Annotated in this window: 17 protein-coding genes; 10 read left to right on the top strand and 7 right to left on the bottom strand. The window is 67.8% G+C overall.

All coding sequences use genetic code 11. The features are described from left to right. Window positions 1-68 precede the first annotated feature (68 nt). Genes C447_RS01855 through C447_RS01865 form a run of 3 tightly spaced genes read left to right on the top strand, consistent with a single transcriptional unit; the run spans window position 69 to window position 3513 of the window. Window positions 69-377 (top strand): EMC6-like membrane protein, encoded by a 309-nt coding sequence (locus C447_RS01855; protein WP_007690306.1) that lies wholly within the window; start codon window positions 69-71, stop codon window positions 375-377. Then, window positions 377-2212 (top strand): ribosome biogenesis/translation initiation ATPase RLI, encoded by a 1836-nt coding sequence (locus C447_RS01860; protein ID WP_007690307.1) that lies wholly within the window; start codon window positions 377-379, stop codon window positions 2210-2212. Before C447_RS01855 ends, C447_RS01860 begins: the two co-directional genes overlap by 1 nt. 17 nt (window positions 2213-2229) lie before the next feature. Beyond that, entirely contained in the window at window positions 2230-3513 is a 1284-nt protein-coding gene (locus C447_RS01865; protein WP_007690309.1) for an NHL repeat-containing protein, read from the top strand. Window positions 3514-3560: 47 nt separating this feature from the next. On the opposite strand, the gene C447_RS01870 is transcribed toward C447_RS01865, so the two are convergent. After that, window positions 3561-4079, bottom strand: coding sequence for an archaemetzincin family Zn-dependent metalloprotease (locus tag C447_RS01870; protein WP_007690311.1), 519 nt, complete (start codon window positions 4077-4079; stop codon window positions 3561-3563). A 39-nt stretch (window positions 4080-4118) separates the two neighbouring features. Between C447_RS01870 and C447_RS01875 the strand changes: the two genes are divergently transcribed. Continuing rightward, window positions 4119-4541, top strand: coding sequence for a UPF0146 family protein (locus C447_RS01875; protein WP_007690312.1), 423 nt, complete (start codon window positions 4119-4121; stop codon window positions 4539-4541). Then, window positions 4538-5425 (top strand): TIGR01548 family HAD-type hydrolase, encoded by an 888-nt coding sequence (locus C447_RS01880; protein ID WP_007690314.1) that lies wholly within the window; start codon window positions 4538-4540, stop codon window positions 5423-5425. The genes C447_RS01875 and C447_RS01880 overlap by 4 nt, the downstream gene beginning before the upstream one ends. 47 nt (window positions 5426-5472) lie before the next feature. Here C447_RS01880 and C447_RS01885 read toward each other — a convergent pair whose 3' ends face one another. Then, window positions 5473-5898 (bottom strand): universal stress protein, encoded by a 426-nt coding sequence (locus C447_RS01885; protein WP_007690315.1) that lies wholly within the window; start codon window positions 5896-5898, stop codon window positions 5473-5475. A gap of 208 nt (window positions 5899-6106) precedes the next feature. Here C447_RS01885 and npdG point away from each other — a divergent pair, with 208 nt between their 5' ends. Continuing rightward, window positions 6107-6769, top strand: coding sequence for an NADPH-dependent F420 reductase (gene npdG, locus C447_RS01890; RefSeq protein WP_007690317.1), 663 nt, complete (start codon window positions 6107-6109; stop codon window positions 6767-6769). A gap of 382 nt (window positions 6770-7151) precedes the next feature. Further along, complete coding sequence (locus C447_RS01895) at window positions 7152-9014, top strand: Rieske (2Fe-2S) protein (protein ID WP_007690320.1); 1863 nt, start codon at window positions 7152-7154, stop codon at window positions 9012-9014. Window positions 9015-9017: 3 nt separating this feature from the next. On the opposite strand, the gene C447_RS01900 is transcribed toward C447_RS01895, so the two are convergent. The 4 genes from C447_RS01900 to dnaK all read right to left on the bottom strand — a co-directional run bounded on the left by C447_RS01900 (window position 9018) and on the right by dnaK (window position 12668). Further along, window positions 9018-9434: a hypothetical protein gene (locus C447_RS01900; protein WP_007690322.1), complete on the bottom strand. Its 417-nt coding sequence runs from the start codon at window positions 9432-9434 to the stop codon at window positions 9018-9020. A 353-nt stretch (window positions 9435-9787) separates the two neighbouring features. Then, window positions 9788-10381, bottom strand: a complete 594-nt coding sequence (locus C447_RS01905; protein WP_007690324.1) for a VIT1/CCC1 transporter family protein — start codon at window positions 10379-10381, stop codon at window positions 9788-9790. After that, complete coding sequence (locus C447_RS01910) at window positions 10381-10668, bottom strand: DUF211 domain-containing protein (RefSeq protein ID WP_007690326.1); 288 nt, start codon at window positions 10666-10668, stop codon at window positions 10381-10383. Before C447_RS01910 ends, C447_RS01905 begins: the two co-directional genes overlap by 1 nt. Before the next feature lie 98 nt (window positions 10669-10766). Further along, window positions 10767-12668 (bottom strand): molecular chaperone DnaK, encoded by a 1902-nt coding sequence (dnaK, locus tag C447_RS01915; RefSeq protein ID WP_007690330.1) that lies wholly within the window; start codon window positions 12666-12668, stop codon window positions 10767-10769. Between the two features lie 198 nt (window positions 12669-12866). Between dnaK and C447_RS01920 the strand changes: the two genes are divergently transcribed. Then, window positions 12867-13556 (top strand): YqjF family protein, encoded by a 690-nt coding sequence (locus C447_RS01920; protein ID WP_029601920.1) that lies wholly within the window; start codon window positions 12867-12869, stop codon window positions 13554-13556. A 5-nt stretch (window positions 13557-13561) separates the two neighbouring features. Here the strand turns inward: C447_RS01920 and C447_RS01925 are convergent, their stop codons facing one another. Next, window positions 13562-14182, bottom strand: a complete 621-nt coding sequence (locus C447_RS01925; protein WP_007690335.1) for a nucleotide exchange factor GrpE — start codon at window positions 14180-14182, stop codon at window positions 13562-13564. Here C447_RS01925 and C447_RS01930 point away from each other — a divergent pair. Both C447_RS01930 and C447_RS01935 read left to right on the top strand, forming a co-directional pair. Then, window positions 14181-15758 (top strand): DEAD/DEAH box helicase, encoded by a 1578-nt coding sequence (locus C447_RS01930; protein WP_007690337.1) that lies wholly within the window; start codon window positions 14181-14183, stop codon window positions 15756-15758. The two genes, C447_RS01925 and C447_RS01930, sit on opposite strands and share 2 nt — an antisense overlap. 41 nt (window positions 15759-15799) lie before the next feature. Further along, complete coding sequence (locus C447_RS01935) at window positions 15800-17320, top strand: DUF790 family protein (RefSeq protein ID WP_007690338.1); 1521 nt, start codon at window positions 15800-15802, stop codon at window positions 17318-17320. The last annotated feature ends 44 nt before the right edge of the window (window positions 17321-17364 follow it).

The following is a 17364-nucleotide window of genomic DNA, read 5'->3' on the forward strand; positions in this document are numbered from 1 at the left end:
AGCCCGTCGATCCAGGCCGTGGCCGACGAGAGCGAACGGCTTTTGAGCGCGCGTGGCCGAGTCGAAGTATGTCGACCGAGACGGTCCATGGACGGCCCGACGACCATATGCGGAGCCTCACGGTGGTGGCGCTCACCTCGCTGTCGGGCATCGCCGCCGCGCTGGTCTCCTCGACGCTGGCTGGCGACGCCGCCCAGGCCACCGTCGGTCTCTATCCGCTCGCGGCCGCCATCCTGGTCCAGCTACCGGCCCTCCGGCTGCTGGGCATCGACGTCGAGGAGTTCGGGCTGAAGGACAACCTCTACGTTGCGTTCATGACCTTCGCCTTCTGGTTCGTGACCTGGACGATCCTGCTGACCGCCGGCACCGCCGTCTAATGGCGGACGATTCGATCGCGGTCGTCGACCTCGACCGGTGTCAACCCGACCGCTGTAACTACGAGTGTGCCAACTTCTGCCCACCGAACCGCACGGGTTCGGAGTGTATCGTCACCCGCGAGGAGCGCTACGGCGAGGACGAATCCGAGGGTGGCTACGACGGCGGTCCGAAGCAGATCTCGATCTCCGAGGAGATCTGTCTCGGCGAGACCTGCGGGATCTGCGTCGAGAAGTGCCCGTTCGACGCCATCGAGATCATCAATCTCCCCCAGGAGCTCGACGATACGCCCGTCCACCGCTACGGCGAGAACGCCTTCGCGCTCTACGGCCTGCCTGCGCCGCGCGAGGGACGAGTGACCGGAATTTTGGGCCCGAACGGCATCGGAAAGACCACCGCCGTCCGCATTCTGGCGGGTGAGATCGCCCCGAACCTCGGCGAGTGGGGCGATCCTGCCGGCTGGGAGGCGGTGATGGACGAGTATCGCGGCACGGAGATCCAGAGCTACCTCGAAGCCCTCCAGGACGACGCCGTGACGGTGGCCCGAAAGCCCCAGTACGTCGACCGTATCCCCGATAGATTCGACGGTAACACCAGGGAGTTACTCGAAAACACCGACGAGCGTGGCGTGCTCGACGAGCTCGTCGAGCGGCTTTCCATCGGACCCGTGATGGACCAGCCGATCGACTCGATCTCCGGGGGCGAACTCCAGCGCGTGGCGCTCGCGGCGACGCTCGCCCGCGACGCCGACTTCTACTTCCTCGACGAGGTCACGCCCTACCTCGACATCGGCCAGCGGATGACCGCGGCGCGGCTGATCGGCGAACTCGTCGGCGACGACCGCTCGATGCTGGTGGTCGAACACGACCTCGCGATCCTCGACCTGCTCGCCGACTCCCTCCACGTCGCCTACGGCGAACCCGGGGCCTACGGCGTGATCACCGACCCGAAGTCGGTGAAGAACGGGATCAATGAGTACCTCTCGGGCTATCTCGACAACGAGAACATGCGGATCCGCCCGAACGCCATCGAGTTCGAGGAGCACGCCCCGCGGAGCACGAAGGGAGGCGATACCCTCGTCGAGTACCCCGACCTCGCGAAGTCCTACGGCGACGGCGAGTTCTCCTTGACGGTGGAGGGCGGCACGATCTACGAAAACGAGGTCCTCGGTGTCGTCGGCCCGAACGGTATCGGGAAGTCCACCTTCGCGGAACTCCTGACTGGCGAGCTCGCGCCCGACGAGGGCGAACTCGACGCCCGGCTCTCGGTGGCCTACAAGCCCCAGTACATCCAGCTCGACCAGCCGATGCGCGTCGATTCGTACCTCTCGTCCATTACGACCGACTTCGGCACCTCCTACTGGAACACCGAGATCGCCCAGCCGCTCCAGCTCGGTCGCGTGATGGAGCAGAACCTCACCGACCTCTCGGGCGGCGAACGCCAGCGCGTCGCGATCGCGGCGTGTCTCTCGGAGGACGCCGACCTCTACGTGCTCGACGAGCCCTCGGCCCACATCGACGTCGAACAGCGCGTCCAGGCCATCTCGGCCATCCGGCGCTACACCGAGAACCACGACGCCACGGCGCTCGTCATCGACCACGACACCTACATGATCGACCTGCTCGCCGACCGCCTCCTCGTGTTCGACGGCGAGCCCGCCGAGTCGGGACACGCCAGCCCGCCCGTGGGAATGCGTGAGGGGATGAATCGCTTCCTCTCGGACCTCGACGTGACCTTCCGGCGCGACGAGCGCGTCGGTCGCCCCCGGATCAACAAACCCGGGAGCCAGCTCGACCGCGAGCAGAAACGCGAGGGCGAGTACTACTACACGGCCTGATGGGCTGGCGTTCGAGAGTGCGACGCCGGGTTCGCCAGCCCTCGAAACGCCGCGCGCTGCTTCTCGCCGCCTGTTCGACCTTCCTGGTCGCGTTCGCACTCGTTGGCTTCGTGAGCGCCGCGACCCCGCACCTCGCCGTCGACGGGGACCGACCGGCGACGAACACCCTCGTCGGCCTCCAGGGCTACCAGGACGAGGGTGGCGCGATGATGGTCGCGCCGAACGGCACGGTGGTCTGGGAGTACACCGCGGTCGGCAACGTCTTCGACGTCGAGGCGCTCGGGCCGAACCGTATCCAGATCGCCGGGTCGGACGAACGCCCCGACAGCCAGTGCCCCGCGCGGTACGCGACCGACAACGTCTCCGGGTGTGCACACAACACCGTGCGGATCGTCGACCCGCGAACCGACGAGACGCGCTGGCGGTACGGCTGGTACGACGTCGAGCGCCACGAACACGAACTCCACGACGTCGACCACTACACCGTCGACGGCGCGGACCGCTGGGTGCTCGCCGACATGGGCAACGACCGGGTGTTCGCCATCGACCGGAACGGCTCGATCCGGTGGCAGTGGAACGCCAACGCGACCTACGACCGGCCCGCGAACGTCGGCCCCGAGGGCGACTGGACCCACATGAACGACGTCGACAGACTCGGGGACGGGCGCTTCCAGGTCAGCCTCCGGAACTTCGATACCGTGATCGAGCTTCGCGTCGCCCCGAACGGTTCGGTATCGGTGACACCCGTGCTCGGCCCGAACCGCTACACGTCGGCGGGCTACGTCGGCCCGCTCGCCGCCCAGCACAACCCCGACCGCCTCGCGAACGGCCACGTGCTCGTCGCCGACTCCGAAGGCGACCGCGTCGTGGAGTTCGACCGGGAGGGCGAGCGGGTCTGGGCCGCCGGCGGGAGCGCCCGCTTCGACTGGCCGCGCGACGCCGACCGCCTCTCCAACGGAAATACCCTCGTCACGGACTCGTACAACGACCGAGTAGTGGAGGTCGACGCGAACGGCGAGACCGTCTGGGCGGTGAAAACGGGACGACTGCCCTACGACGCCGACCGGGTCCCCGCGGAGGGGGCGGGCGAGGGGAGTTCCGACCACCCGACCGCCGACGAGCCGCGATTCGACTCCCGGCTCAACGAGACGGGTCGAACGGTCCGGGCCGCGACCTTCGGGGTGACGCTCGCGAAGTACGGCCTCCCGATGTGGCTGGTCGGCGGGCCGGGACTGCTCGTCGCCGGCCTGGGCTTCGGGTTCGCCGCGCTCGTCGAAGCCCAGCGATGGCGGCGATCGTAGGACGGTTCCCGTTCGAACCGACGACGTCGGGGAGACGGGATCGCGGGTCAGACCAGACGCGTGCAGTCGCCACAGAGGTGCTGGCGTTTGACGTCGACCTCGCGGACGGTGGGCGAGAAGTTCATCACGCAGTGCTCGTCGCTGCAGTGTTCGAGGCCGAGGGTGTGGCCGATCTCGTGGACGACCTCCTTGCGGACGCGGTCGGTGAAGACGTCGCGCTCGGAGCGGTCGAGGCTCCCGCCGTCGGCGGCGGTCTGGAGGCGGTAGGTCGAGACCACGCTGCCGTTGCCCGAGAGGTAGGCGAGACCGAAGACGTAGTTACGACGGCGATAGAAGAGGTCCTGCGTGGTGAGCGCGATGTTCTTCTCGGCGCTGCCGACCCGGCCCGCAAGCTCGATGAACGATTCGGCGCGGTACTGCCCGCGGTTCTCGTCGTAGGCGTCGTCGGGGAGCGCGTAGGCGTCGTGGAGCGTGACGTCGCAGTCATACACCGACCGCAATCCGGCCGAGGCCGCCCGCTTGATGCGGACGGGGACGTCACCGACCGGCACGATGTCGACGTGCATACGAAGGGATTAGGTCGCGGCAATCATAAATGACCCGACGTGAACCCCACCATCGCGGCGCTCGCCGACCGACTCGCGGGATTCGACGCCCTCGTCGAGGTCGGCGTCGGTCGCCGAACCGACCTGGCTCGCGCGCTCGCCGACGCCGGCGCGCGGGTCACCGCGACCGACGTCCACCCGCGAGCGGTGCCCGCGAACGTCTCGTTCGAGCGGGACGACCTCACCGATCCCGACCACCGTCTCTACGCCGGAGCCGACGCGGTCTACGCCCGCAACCTCCCGCGCGAACTCCACCGCCCGGCGCGTGCCGTCGCCCGCGAGGCCGGCGCGACGTTCCTCTTTACGACCCTCGGAAGCGAGTTCCCGGCCGTCGACGCGACCCCCGAGACCCTGCCGGGCGAGACGCTCTACGCGGTGACGACGGACCACCCGACACCGGCCGGCGAACGGAGGCGAGCATGAAGGCCGACGCGGTGGTGCTCGACATCGACGGCGTGGTGGTCGACGTCGCCGACTCCTACCGGCGGGCGATACGCGAGTCGCTCGACGTCGTGCTCGGCGAATCGATCGACGATAGTGCTGTGCAGGCGTTCAAGAACGCCGGCGGGTTCAACAACGACTGGGAGCTCACCGACGCCGCGGCGCTCTACCTCCTCGCGAGCCGTGAGGGGCTCGACGACGACGTCGGTGCGTTCACCAGTCGGATCGCGGCTACCGGTGGCGGGCTCGATGCCGCCGAAGTGGTGGTCGCCGACGCGCTCGGTCCTGCCGAACGTGAGCGCGTCCTCGCGACGTGGGACCCCGAGCGCCTCCGCGAAGTCTTCCAGACCCTCTATCTCGGTCCCGAGCGCTACGCCGATATCGAGGGCGGCGAGCCCGACCCCGACCTCGCGGACTCGGCCGATACCGGGTTCATCGACGACGAATCGGTGCTGCTCGACGCGGACACGCTCGCGTGGCTCACCGAAAACTTCGCGGTCGGGGTCGTCACGGGTCGACCCGCCGCCGAGGCGGAGATCGCGCTCTCGCGAGTGGGGCTCGACCTCCCCGACGACCACCGCTTCACGATGGACAGTTCGCTTCCCGGAAAGCCCGACCCAGCGGCGCTCGTCGAACTCGCCGAACGCTTCGAGGCGGAGCGCGTCGTGTTCGTCGGCGACACGCTCGACGACGTTCGCACGGCGAACAACGCCGCCGAGGCCGACCCGGAGTGCGAGTATCGGGGGGTCGGCGTGCTCACCGGCGGGCTCTCGGGCGAGGCCGGGCGCGAGGCGTTCGAGCAGATCGGGGCCGATACGGTGCTCGACTCGGTCGCTGGCGTGGTCGACCTGCTCGATCCCGCGTAGCCGCGTGCGGAAACGGGGGTCCCCAGCGGTCGCTATCGACCGATCCGTCACACCACCAGAACCGGGACATCGGCGGTCCCGACGACCCGTTCGGTCACGCTGCCGAGGAAGACGCGGTCGAGGCCGGTCACGCCGCGCGTGCTCATCACGATGAGGTCGATCCCGGTGTCGTCGGCGTACCGAACGATCTCCTCGGCGGCGACGCCACGACGGACCGCGGTCTCGACGTCGAGGCCACGGTCCCGAGCCACCTCGGCGAAGACCGCGATCGCGGTCTCGGCGGCCTCGTAGCGGTCGAGGTCCACCTCGTCGACCGTCGAAGGCCTGCTGTCGTAGAACACGGTGCTAGTCGGTTCGGCGACGTGGAGCAGGTGGACCGTCGCGTTCCAGCCCGTCGCGAGGTCGAACCCGTCGTTGATCGCGTCGGTCGCGGTGTCGCTCCCGTCCGTCGGAAAGAGGAGGTCGGTGTACATTGGCGCTCCGTGTTTCGAGTGGCCGACGTCGCTATCCGGTCGGACCGACGCGACCGACGAGCATAGCGCTCCGCCCGGCGAGCGCCGGTCGATCGACCACCCGAACTCGCCGTCCCACGGTCCACGACGAGCGCCACCTCACGGTGCACGACGAGGTGCCACATCGGCGTCACACAACGTTTATTCGGCGTTCGGTCGAGGGATCGGTATGCGAATCGCGCTCTGTGGCGGCACCGGCGACATCGGCACGGGCCTCGCGCTCCGGTGGACCCGCGACACCCCCCACGAGGTGGTCATCGGCTCGCGCGACCCCGAAAAAGCCCGCGAGCACGCCGAGAACTACGAGGACGAACTCGACGATCGAGGCATCGAGGGCGAGATCAACGGGTTCGACAACGCGATGGCCGCCGACCGCGCCGACGTGGTCGTGCTCTGTGTCCCCGCCTACCACCTCGCGGACACCATCGAGTCGATAGCGGACGGCCTCGACGATACAGTCCTCGTGAGCCCCGCGGTCGGGATGAAAAACCAGGACGGGGCCATGACCTACAACCCCCCGAGCGCGGGCAGCGTGACCGCGCTCGCCGCCGGGGCGGCCCCCGACGGGGTGCCCGTGGTCGGCGCGTTCCACAACCTCGCCGCCGGTCGGCTCGCGGACCTCGACGCCGACCTCGACTGGGACGTGCTCGTCGTCGGCGACGATGCCGACGCCAAATCGACGGTCGAGGACCTCACGAACGAGATCGAGGGGATCCGCGCACTCGACGCTGGCCCGCTCGCCGCCGCCCCCGAGGTCGAGGGACTGACGCCGCTCCTGATCAACCTCGCGAGCAACAACGACCTCCACGACCTCGGCGTGCAGTTTCACTAAACCCCCACTTTTTTGCTGCAGGGGGTTCCGCTCGCTGCGCTCGCTTCACCCCCGCTTGCAAAAACCTGGACTAAAAACCGCCGCTCGCTCCCGCCGGTCGCTCGCGGTACAACCACTAACCGCTCCCGCACCGTTCCCGCACTGAAACCGCTCCCGCACCGCGACCGCTGAAGCCCTCGGCACGCTCCGCGTGCCTCGCCCTTCGTCCTCCAGGACCGCACCGCCACCACCCCGCGGCCGCTGACCGCACCGCAGCGGCCACCGACCCGCTGCCCGAGAGGGGTTTCTCCACTGCCGGTTCACTACGGCGAGAAAATTCGACCTATCCTACAAATACGGATTTCAGGGAACGGTTTTGTCGGTTCCACACGGATCTGTATCCATGGTAGTCGAAAACACGGAGTACGTGCGGGTCGCCTCGCTGCCCGACCTCGAAGCCGAGGGCCAGCAGGTCGTGAACGCCGGCGGGCGGCCGGTCGCGCTGTTCCACCACGAGGGCGAGGTCCACGCCGTCGACAACCGCTGTCCCCACATGGGCTTCCCGCTCAGCCGCGGCACCATCGACGAAGGTATCCTGACCTGCCACTGGCATCACGCCCGCTTCGAGCTTGAAGCGGGCGACACCTTCGACCTCTTCGCCGACGACCTCCAGACCTTCCCGACCGAGATCCGAGACGACGAGATCTACCTCGACCCCGAGCCCGAACCCGACGTCCCGCCCGCGACCCGCTGGCGCAACCGCCTCGCCGACGGCCTCCAGGAGAACCTCTCGCTCGTGATGGCGAAATCGGTTATCGGTTTGGACGACGTGGCGCAGAGCGTGGTTCGAGACGGCGAAGCCGTCTCGTCATCACGAGAGACGCAGAGCGCCTCTCGAACGACCACGGAACGGTCGAGCGGCGAGCGGAGCGAGCCGCGAGACGAAGAAAAGGAGGGGTTCTACACCCCGCTCGAAACCGCGGTGAACTTCGGGACGAAGTATCGCGCGATGGGCTGGGGGCGCGGGCTGACGACGCTTGGCTGCATGGCGAACCTCTACGACGCCGTCGGCGGGCGCGACAAGCGCCGGGCGATGTTTCTGGGGGTGCACGAGGTCGCGAGCGAGTCCGCGGGCGAGCCGCCCCGCTTCCAGCAGTACGCCTTCGACAACCGGGATCTCTCGAAGGAACGGCTCAAATCGTGGTTCCGGAACACCTGCGAGGTCCGCGACGGCGACGGGGCCGAACGGTGTCTCCTCACCGCCATCGCGTGCCTCTCGCCCGAGGACGTCGCGGAGGTCGTCTTCGCCGCCGCCACCGACCACCGCTACATGAACGCGGGTCACACCCTGGACTTCATCAACACCGCCTTCGAGACGGTCGAACACTTAGGATGGGACGAACATGCGGACACGGCACTCGCCTCGACGGTGGGGCAGATCACCGACGCCACCCGCTCGGAGGAGCTCTCCTCGTGGCGACAGCCCGTCGACATCGCGGGGCTGTGCGCCGACGCCAACGAGTCGCTGCCGGACCTCGTGGCGGCGGGCGACGGGAAGGAGTGGGACGAACCCGAAGATTTCGTCGAGACGTTGCTCTCGGACGACGCCGAGGCGATCATCGACGCGCTCACGGGAGCGATCCGGGATGGGGCGACGACGACCCAGCTCGCCGACGTAGTCGCGCGGGCCGCGACGAGGCGCGTCGCGTGGTTCGCGACCAACAACGAGTTCCGCGACTGGAATACGGTCCATCACACCCTCACCTACGCCGACGCGGTCCGGCGCGCGAGCGAGAAAACCGACGCGACCGAGCTCTACCGGGCCTGCTTCGACGGCGCGATGAGCGTCTATCTCGACCGCTTCCTCAACTCGCCGCGTGCGCCGGTCCCGGAACCCGGCGAAACCGACCATGCACCCGAGGCGATTCGGGAGCGATTGCTGGAGGCGTTCGACGAGCAGGGCCAGGTCAACCGCGCGGCGAGCCTCGTGAGCGAGCACTTCGACGCGGGTGGGGATCCCGAGGACCTGAAGCGCAGCCTCGGCCGGGGGTTGCTCCGCGAGGACGCGAACTTCCACACCCTCCAGAACGTCGAGACCGCCTTCCGTCGGTTCGAGACGGTCGACGAGGAGGACGAGAAACGGCTGGCGCTGGTGGCGTGTGCGCGCTACATGGCGGCGCACTTCCCGACCCGGCGCTCGGCCGAACAGACGTTCTCGATCGCGACCCGGCTCCACCGTGGCGAGCGCCTCCACGAGGTGGAGTAACGCTCAGAGAATCCCGGCCTGCATGAGAACCAGACAGAAAACGAGCGCGAAAGCCACGATTACCACCACAGCGAGGCCGAACCAATACCACCTGGACCGATAGAGTCGCCGTTTCGCGTCGGTGTCGAGTGCGTCCGGCGACCGCGGCAGCCATCGCCAGACGGCGTATCCGGGAAACACGAGAAACGAGCCCGACATCGTAGTCGTCGAGAGACCGACCCAGTCGGGCGTCGATATCGTGACCAGTCCCCACGTCCCGTCGATGACGATGCTGTCGACGAGCTGCACGGACAGCCCTGCCATGAACGAGATCCGTACGACCAGCGGCACGTTCGGCTGACTGCGCCACTCGTAGTAACCACCCAAAGCAAGGAGGGTCGCGAGGCCGACCAGCAATCCGACGATGCTTGCATCGACCATGCGCTACTGTGTTGATCCGCGCTCATAAGTTCGGTCGGATCTCCCGGCGAAAGTTACGTGGATGCTGTGGCGCGCACTCGCGGTCGTGTGCGAACGAAGTGAGCACCGACCGCGAACACTGTGCGAGGGATGAGCACCGGAGAGAGCGAGTGGAACGAGCGAACGAGGAGCGCAGTCGGCTGGGGAGGCGTGTGGCCGGTGCGGGGCGGTAGCAGTGCTGTGCGGGCTTGATCAGTGGTTGTACCGTGAGCGAACTCAGAAGGAGTGAGCGAACGGCAGTTTTTAGTCCAGGTTTTTGCGACGAGTGGTTAGCGAGCGCAGCGAACTAACCCGAGTCGGAAAAAAGTGGGTGTTTAGCCCGGCAGGAAGACGTTGATAACAGCAACCACGATCCCCGCGAGTCCCATTCGCGCGCCCGCGACGTACCACCGCTGGCGCGAGATCGAGGCCATGTAGGCCCCGAAGGTGAACAGTACGCCGACCGCGACCGCGACGGAGGCGAGCGTGGCTTCGAACAGCGTGAAGACCGTTCCTTCGAAGAGGAAGGGTGTGAGCGGCAGCACGAGCCCGAGCAACGGTCCCAGACCGCTCATCAGGGCGTTCACGACCTGGTTGCTCATCTTGTCGCGCTCGACCTGGGTGTCGCTGAGGTCCGCGAGCATCGCCTCCTCGGTCTCTTGGATCTCGGCGCGCATCTCCGCACGTTCGATCTCCCAGACGCTCCAGACCCCGGAGGTACAGAGCCCGACGGCGGCGGCGAGGCCGAGGCTCACGACCGTGAGTCCCTCGTCGATCCCCGAGAGGTACGCGCCGACGGTCACCCCGACGCCGGTGAGCGCGCCGTCGAAGCCGTTCGAGACGAAGTACCGCCGGGCGATCGGCCCCACCATGTCGGTGCCTATCCGCGCGCGTATCGAGCCCTCGTCCGAGTCCGAGTCGGCCGCCATCAGTCCTGCGGGGTCGGCATCTCGTCGACGATGTACTCGCCGCAGGCGACCTGGTCGACCGAGTGGACCTGCGCGCCCGTGTCCTCGATCGTCTCGGTGACGGCCTCGAAGTCGATGTCCTCGCCCTCGATGGTGAACTTGATGTTCCGGACCTCCTCGTCCATCTCGACGAGGATGGCGTTCACGCCGCCGATGCCGTCGAGCTCGGCGACTCGCTGGGCGACCGAGAGCATCGTCGGCTGGTGGGGTTTGAGGACGTCGATAACGAGCTGGCGGATAGTGGCCATGACATCGAATAGGGGGTCAGCGAACTAAGGATGTGTTGATCCGCCAGCGAAGATCCGGGTCTCGTTGGGGATTCGAGAACGCGGGGAGGGGCTCCGGCTTAGCTGTCGTCGTCTTCGTCGTCCGCTACATCCTCGAAGTCGGCGTCGACGTACTCGTCGTCGTCCGCGTCACTCTCGCCGCCCATGTCGCCCATGCCGCCGGGACCCGCACCGGCCGCACCCGCACCGCCGGCACCGCCAGCGGCCTGCTGGGCGGCCTCTTGCTGTTGGTACATCTGCTTGCCGATCTCCTGGAGCTCGGTCGAGAGGTTCTCGGTCGCGTCTTCGAGCTCCTCGGTGCTCGCGTCCTCGTCCTCGAGGACTTCCTCGACCTCGCCGATGGCGTCCTCGATATCCTCACGAAGATCGTCGTCGACCTGCTCTTCGTTCTCCTCGAGGAGCGTGTTCGCGCGCTGGACGGAGCTCTCGGCGTTGTTGCGCGCCTCGATGCGCTCGCGGCGCTGTTCGTCCTCCTCCGCGTACTGTTCGGCCTCGTCCTGCATCCGGTCGATCTCGTCGTCCGAGAGACCCGCACCGCCCTCGATGGTGATGTCCTCGGCGTTGCCCGAGCCCTGGTCCTCGGCCGCGACGTTCACGATGCCGTTCTCGTCGATGTTGAACGTGACCTCGATCTGCGGGGTGCCCGCGGGCGACGGCGGGATCCCTGCGAGTCGGAACTCACCCAGGAGTTCGTTCTCGTTGGCGATCTCGCGCTCGCCCTGGAACACTCGGACCTGGACCTCGGTCTGGTTCGCGGCGGCCGTGGTGAAGATCTTCGACTCCTCGGTCGGGATGGTCGTGTTCTTGTCGATGAGCCGCTCGAAGAGGCCGCCCTTGACCTCGATACCGAGCGAGAGCGGGGTGACGTCGAGCAGCACGATGTCGTCGACGTCGCCCGAGAGCACGCCGCCCTGGATCGCCGCGCCCAGCGCGACGGCCTCGTCGGGGTTGACGTTCTTCTGGGGCTCCTGGTCGACGAGCTCCGAGACCTGCTCTTGGACCTGAGGCATCCGGGTCGAACCGCCGACGAGGATGACCTCGTCGATGTCGCCGGCGTCGTAGCCCGCGTCCGAGAGCGCCTGCTGGGTCGGTTCGACGGTTCGCTCGATCAGGTCCGAGGTGAGCGACTCGAACTTCGCACGCGAGAGCTTCTCTTCGAGGTGGACCGGGCCCGAATCCGTCGCCGTGATGAACGGGAGGTTGATCGTGGTCTCCTTCCGGTTGGAGAGTTCGATCTTGGCCTCCTCGGCGGCGTCCTTCAGGCGCTGGAGGGCCTGTCGGTCCTCCCGGAGGTCGAAGCCGTGGTCGGATTCGAACTGCTCGGCGAGCCAGTCGATGACCGCCTGGTCCCAGTCGTCGCCACCGAGGTCGTTGTCGCCGTTGGTCGCGACGACCTCGTAGACGCCGCCGCCCAGATCGAGAACCGAGACGTCGAACGTCCCCCCACCGAGGTCGTAGACCATCACCGTCTGGTCGGACTCGTCGTCGAGGCCGTAGGCCATCGAGGCCGCCGTCGGCTCGTTGATGATCCGCTCGACGTCGAAGCCCGCGATCTCGCCGGCGTCCTTCGTGGCTTGGCGCTGGCTATCGGAGAAGTACGCGGGAACCGTGATGACCGCCTTCTCGATCTCGTCGCCGAGGTACTCCTCGGCGTCGCGTTTGATCTTGCCGAGGATCAGCGCCGAGACCTCCTGGGGCGTGTAGCTCTCGCCGTCGATGTCGACCTCGTAGTCCTCGCCCATGTGGCGCTTGATCGAGTTGATCGTGCGGTCCGGGTTCTGGATCGCCTGGTTCTTCGCCGGTTTGCCGACCAGCCGCTCGTCGTCGGTGAAGGCCACTACCGACGGCGTGGTGCGGTCGCCCTCGCCGTTGACGATTATCTCGGGGTCGCCACCCTCCATCACCGCGAACGCGCTGTTCGTCGTTCCCAGATCGATACCGAGGATCTTGTTGCTCGCCATTGTTGGGAACCCCTATCGGTTTCCGCCGGTTAAAAGTTGCTACATCAACTGCCAGAGGCACGAGGCCGACACCGCTCCCCTGTTGCGGTTTTCCGGTCGGGTGCGGGTGTGACACACGACGTATACCCCCGACCACAATGCCATCGGTCCGTGGCTCGCGGGTGAAAGCCAAAAGCGCCCCGAGCCCCGCTTCGAACCATGGTCGTCCCTCTCGAAATGCACTGGCGGGAGCTCCTCTTCGCCAACTGGCCCCTTCCACCCGAAACCGTCGCCGCCCACCTCCCCGACGCGCTCGACCTCGACACCTACGACGGCGACGCGTGGCTCTCGGTCGTCCCCTTCACCAACGCCGCCGTCCGCCCGCGCGGGGTGCCGGAGCGGTTCGGGGTCGACCTCCCCGAGCTCAATCTCCGAACCTACGTCGACGTCGATGGGACGCCCAGCGTCTACTTCTTCAGCCTCGACGCCGAAGGGATCGCGGGTGTGCTCGGCGCGCGGCTGTTCCACCATCTCCCCTACTACTACGCCAGGATAACCCACGAGTCGAGGGGGCATCGAAACCGGTTCGTGAACCATCGTCGTCATCCAGGTGCCCGTCCCGCCGACTTCCGCGCGAGCTACGAACCGGCGGATGGCGAGGTCGAGACCGGCCCCGGCACGCTCGCCGATTTCGTCACGGAGCGCTATCGGTTCTACACCGAAGCCCCCGACGGCTCGGTGAGGTACTCGAACGTGAGCCACGACCGTTGGCCGCTCTCGCCGGCCGACGTGACGATCGAGGAGAACTCGCTCTTTCGCGCCAACGGCTTCGCCGACCCCGAGAGCGAGCCGGTTCACTTCTACAGTCCGGGAGTCAGGATCGCGGCCTCGGCGAGCCGGCAGCGGTAGCCGGACTACTCGCTGACGGTGACCTGCGCCGGGCGGAGTACCTTCTCGCCCATCTCGTAGCCCGGGCGGTAGACCTCCGCGACGGTGTCGCTGGGCTCGTCGCTGTCGACGCGGAGCATGACCTCGTGGCGCTGGGGGTCGACGGCGTCGCCGGGCGTGGGCTCGATCTGGTCCACGTTCTCGTCGTCGAACACTCGGTCGAGCTCCTCTAAGGTGCTCTCGACGCCCGGTCGGATGTCGACCTCCTCGTCCTGTTCGAGCGCCCGCGAGAGGTTGTCGCGGACCTCGAGGAGTCGGGTGACGAGGTCCTCGGTCGCACGGGCCTCCTGCTCCTCTTGGCGCTGCTTCGCGCGTTTCTTGTAGTTCTGGAAGTCGGCCTGCTTGCGTTTCAACTGGGCTTCGAGCTCCTCGACCTCGGCCGCTCGCTCCTCGGCCGTCGCGGCGCGCTCGCGGAGGTCGTCCACCTCGCTTGCCAGCTCCCCGTCCGCGTGTTCCTCGACGCGTTCGACGAGGTCCGCGGCCGTCGAGTCGCCGGTCGCCGCCTCCTCGACCGGCACCTCCTCCGTCGGTGTCCCCTCGGCCGAATCGTCCGGGTCCACCGGTGTCTCGCCGTCGTTCTCGTTCATGAACGGTGAAAGCCGACACACGAACAAAAGGATTCAGGAATCCCGCGCCGGCCGCTCGATCGAGGACGTCGACGTACTGTTCGAACACCCGACGGTCGGAGACGAGCTGGATGTGTTCCTGGGAGCCCGAGTGCCGGTTGAGCGCGGTCGCCACCGAACCGACTTCGGGACCGGGAAGCTTCGCGAACTCATCTTTGGGGCTCGCGGGAGGTATAAAGCGCCCGCGGTCCAGGGGACCGATGTGGCCGCCACGCTGACCTACGAGAACGGCACCGTCCGGGTCGAGGGTGTCGACCTCGACCTGCCGTCCGTCGAGGCCGACCCGCGTTCGAAGACCGCGCGGGCACCCGCGTTCCGCTACGCCGAACTCCTCGACGTCCTCGACGATCGCGGGGTCGCGGTCGACGACCGGGTGCTCGACGCGCCGGGGCTCGACGTGGCCTCGACCTACGAGCTCCGGGGCTACCAGCGCGAGGCGCTCGACGCGTGGCGGGCGAACGGGGACCGTGGCGTGCTCGAACTCCCGACCGGGAGCGGGAAGACCGTGATCGGCATCGAGGCCATCGAGCGCCTCGGGGTCGCGGCGCTCGTGGTCGTGCCGACGATCGACCTCCTCTCACAGTGGCGGCGCGAACTCGAAACCGAGTTTTCGATATCGGTTGGCCAGCTCGGCGGCGGCGAACAGCGCGTCGAACCCCTCACCGTGGCGACCTACGACTCGGCCTACCTCCGGGCCGACGACATCGGCGACCGGTTCGGGCTGGTGGTCTTCGACGAGGTCCACCACCTCGGGGGCGAGGGCTACCGCGAGATCGCCCGCCTGCTCGCCGCGCCCGCGCGGCTGGGGCTGACCGCGACGTTCGAGCGGCCCGACGGGGCCCACGACGTGATTTCCGAGCTCTGTGGACCGCTGGTTCACCGTATCGCGGCCGACGACCTCGCCGGGGGTCACCTCGCGGCCTACGACGTGAAACGCATCGCGGTCTCGCTCACGGACGCCGAACGCACCACATACGACGAACACCGGGAAATTTTCGCGAACTACCTCGCGCGCTCGAACCTCGACATGCGGAGCGGGAGCGACTATCGGAAGCTCGTGATGCGCTCGGGCAACGACCCGAAGGCGCGCGAGGCGCTGCTCGCCAACCAGCGCGCTCGCGAGGTGATGATGAACGCCACGGCCAAGGTCGAGACCCTCGCCGACCTCCTCGACCGCCACCGCGAGGACCGGGTCATCGTCTTCACCGCACACAACGACCTCGTCTACCGACTCTCCGAACGGTTCCTGCTCCCGGCGATCACCCACCAGACGGGCGCGACGGAGCGCCGCCGGGTCCTCGAGAATTTTCGGGACGGGACCTATTCGCGGGTCGTCACCGCGAACGTCCTCGACGAGGGGGTCGACGTGCCGGACGCCAACGTCGCGGTAGTGCTCTCGGGCAGCGGCTCCGAACGGGAGTTCACCCAGCGCCTCGGCCGGGTGCTTCGCCCGAAGGCCGACGGGGGTCGGGCGCTGCTCTACGAGGTCGTCACGGAGGAGACGGCCGAGGAACGCGTCGCCGAACGGCGGCGGTAGCGGCGAGTGGAGTTTTTATGCCGTGATCCCTCAGCTTCGGTGTGCTCACGAAGGACCTCCTCCGCGTGTCGCGCGCCGGCGGGGGCTACCGCCCGCGGTTCTCGACCCCGGACGACCGGCGGCTCGCGGCGCGGGTCATCGGGGTCTATCAGGGCCACACCGGCGAGACGCGGGCGGACCTCGACGAGGCGCTCGCCGACCTCGAAGGCGAGGCCGACGATTTCAAACTCGTCCGCGGGTTCGCGAAGCTCGTCGACCGGGCGGCGACCTTCGAGACGCGCGCCGTCATCGACCCCGAACGAACCCGAAGCACCGCCTTCGCCGCCGCGGAGTCGGTCGGGGTCGTCACCGAGGCCGAGCGCGAGACGGCGCTGTCGCGGGCCGCCGACGCGCTCGATGCGTCGCCGGCGGACGTCGGGCGGTCGCTCTACGCCGACCTCGACGAACGGCAGGTGCTCGTGGCGGTCGACGTCCCGTGGGACCCCGACGGACTGCTCACACAGTACGACCTCTCGTTGGCCCAGACCGCGCTGTTCGACGCTACCGAGGTCCGGATCCGGAGTTCGGACCCGCGGGCGGTCGTCACGGTGGTGAAACGCCTCCGGCTGATGTACGAGATCCGAAAGGCCGGTGACACGGGTGAAGCCCTCTCGGAGCGCGAGGTCGTCGTGACGGGCCCCGACAGCGTCTTTCGACGGACGAGGCGCTACGGTACCCGATTCGCCCGACTCCTCAGAAGCGTCGCCGGGACGGGACGCTGGACGTTCGCGGCGACCATCGACGACCACGGCACCGAACGCGAACTCCGGCTCACGGACGAGGACCTCCGGGTTCCCGGAACCGAGCCCGTGGTCGAGGTGAGCTACGACAGCGCGGTGGAGGCCGACTTCGCGACCCGGTTCGCCTCGCTCGACCTCGACTGGGACCTCGTGCGCGAACCCGAACCCCTCGAAACGGGCGCGCGGGTGATGATCCCGGACTTCGCGTTCGAGTGGAAGTACGGGGAGTTCCGGGTCTACTTCGAGATCATGGGCTTTTGGACCCCGGAGTACGTCGAGAAGAAGCTCACCCAGATCGAGGAACTCGAAACCGTCGAACTCCTCGTCGCGGTCGACGACTCGCTCGGGGTGGGCGAGGAGCTCGACGCCCGCGACGCCCGCGCGATCCCCTACTCGAAGCGGGTCCGGCTCAAGGACGTCCGGGACGCCCTCCGAGGGTACGAGGAGCGACTCAACGACGAGCGCGCGGCGGCGCTGCCCGACGAACTCGTTCCCGAGGCCGACGTCGTCCCGCTCGCCGACCTCGCCGCCGATTACGGCGTCTCGGAGGCCGTCGTCGAGGGGAAACGATTTCCCGAGCACAAGCGCGTCGGGCGCACGCTCGTCCGGCCGGCGGTGCTCGCGGACCTCGACGAGGTTATCGAAGCCGGAATGGCGCTTTCGGCGGCCGAAGCCCGCCTCGACGAGGTCGGGGTCGACGACGCGAGCGCCCTCCTCTCGAAACTCGGCTATCGGGTGGAGTGGGAGGGGCTGAGCGGCGGCACGGTGCGAGAGAAGAGATAACGTCTTAGAGTTATATCACCCAACATAAGCCGTATGCGTTATGA

Source organism: Halococcus hamelinensis 100A6, from assembly GCF_000336675.1.
In the GTDB taxonomy this organism is placed as follows: domain Archaea; phylum Halobacteriota; class Halobacteria; order Halobacteriales; family Halococcaceae; genus Halococcus; species Halococcus hamelinensis.

Coding starts and splice junctions, on each gene's coding strand:
- C447_RS01855 (WP_007690306.1), top strand. CDS start 69: ATGTCGACCGAGACGGTCCATGGACGGCCCGACGACCATATGCGGAGC.
- C447_RS01860 (WP_007690307.1), top strand. CDS start 377: ATGGCGGACGATTCGATCGCGGTCGTCGACCTCGACCGGTGTCAACCC.
- C447_RS01870 (WP_007690311.1), bottom strand. CDS start 4,079: ATGCACGTCGACATCGTGCCGGTCGGTGACGTCCCCGTCCGCATCAAG.
- C447_RS01880 (WP_007690314.1), top strand. CDS start 4,538: ATGAAGGCCGACGCGGTGGTGCTCGACATCGACGGCGTGGTGGTCGAC.
- C447_RS01885 (WP_007690315.1), bottom strand. CDS start 5,898: ATGTACACCGACCTCCTCTTTCCGACGGACGGGAGCGACACCGCGACC.
- npdG (WP_007690317.1), top strand. CDS start 6,107: ATGCGAATCGCGCTCTGTGGCGGCACCGGCGACATCGGCACGGGCCTC.
- C447_RS01895 (WP_007690320.1), top strand. CDS start 7,152: ATGGTAGTCGAAAACACGGAGTACGTGCGGGTCGCCTCGCTGCCCGAC.
- C447_RS01900 (WP_007690322.1), bottom strand. CDS start 9,434: ATGGTCGATGCAAGCATCGTCGGATTGCTGGTCGGCCTCGCGACCCTC.
- C447_RS01905 (WP_007690324.1), bottom strand. CDS start 10,381: ATGGCGGCCGACTCGGACTCGGACGAGGGCTCGATACGCGCGCGGATA.
- C447_RS01910 (WP_007690326.1), bottom strand. CDS start 10,668: ATGGCCACTATCCGCCAGCTCGTTATCGACGTCCTCAAACCCCACCAG.
- dnaK (WP_007690330.1), bottom strand. CDS start 12,668: ATGGCGAGCAACAAGATCCTCGGTATCGATCTGGGAACGACGAACAGC.
- C447_RS01920 (WP_029601920.1), top strand. CDS start 12,867: ATGGTCGTCCCTCTCGAAATGCACTGGCGGGAGCTCCTCTTCGCCAAC.
- C447_RS01930 (WP_007690337.1), top strand. CDS start 14,181: ATGAACGGTGAAAGCCGACACACGAACAAAAGGATTCAGGAATCCCGC.
- C447_RS01925 (WP_007690335.1), bottom strand. CDS start 14,182: ATGAACGAGAACGACGGCGAGACACCGGTGGACCCGGACGATTCGGCC.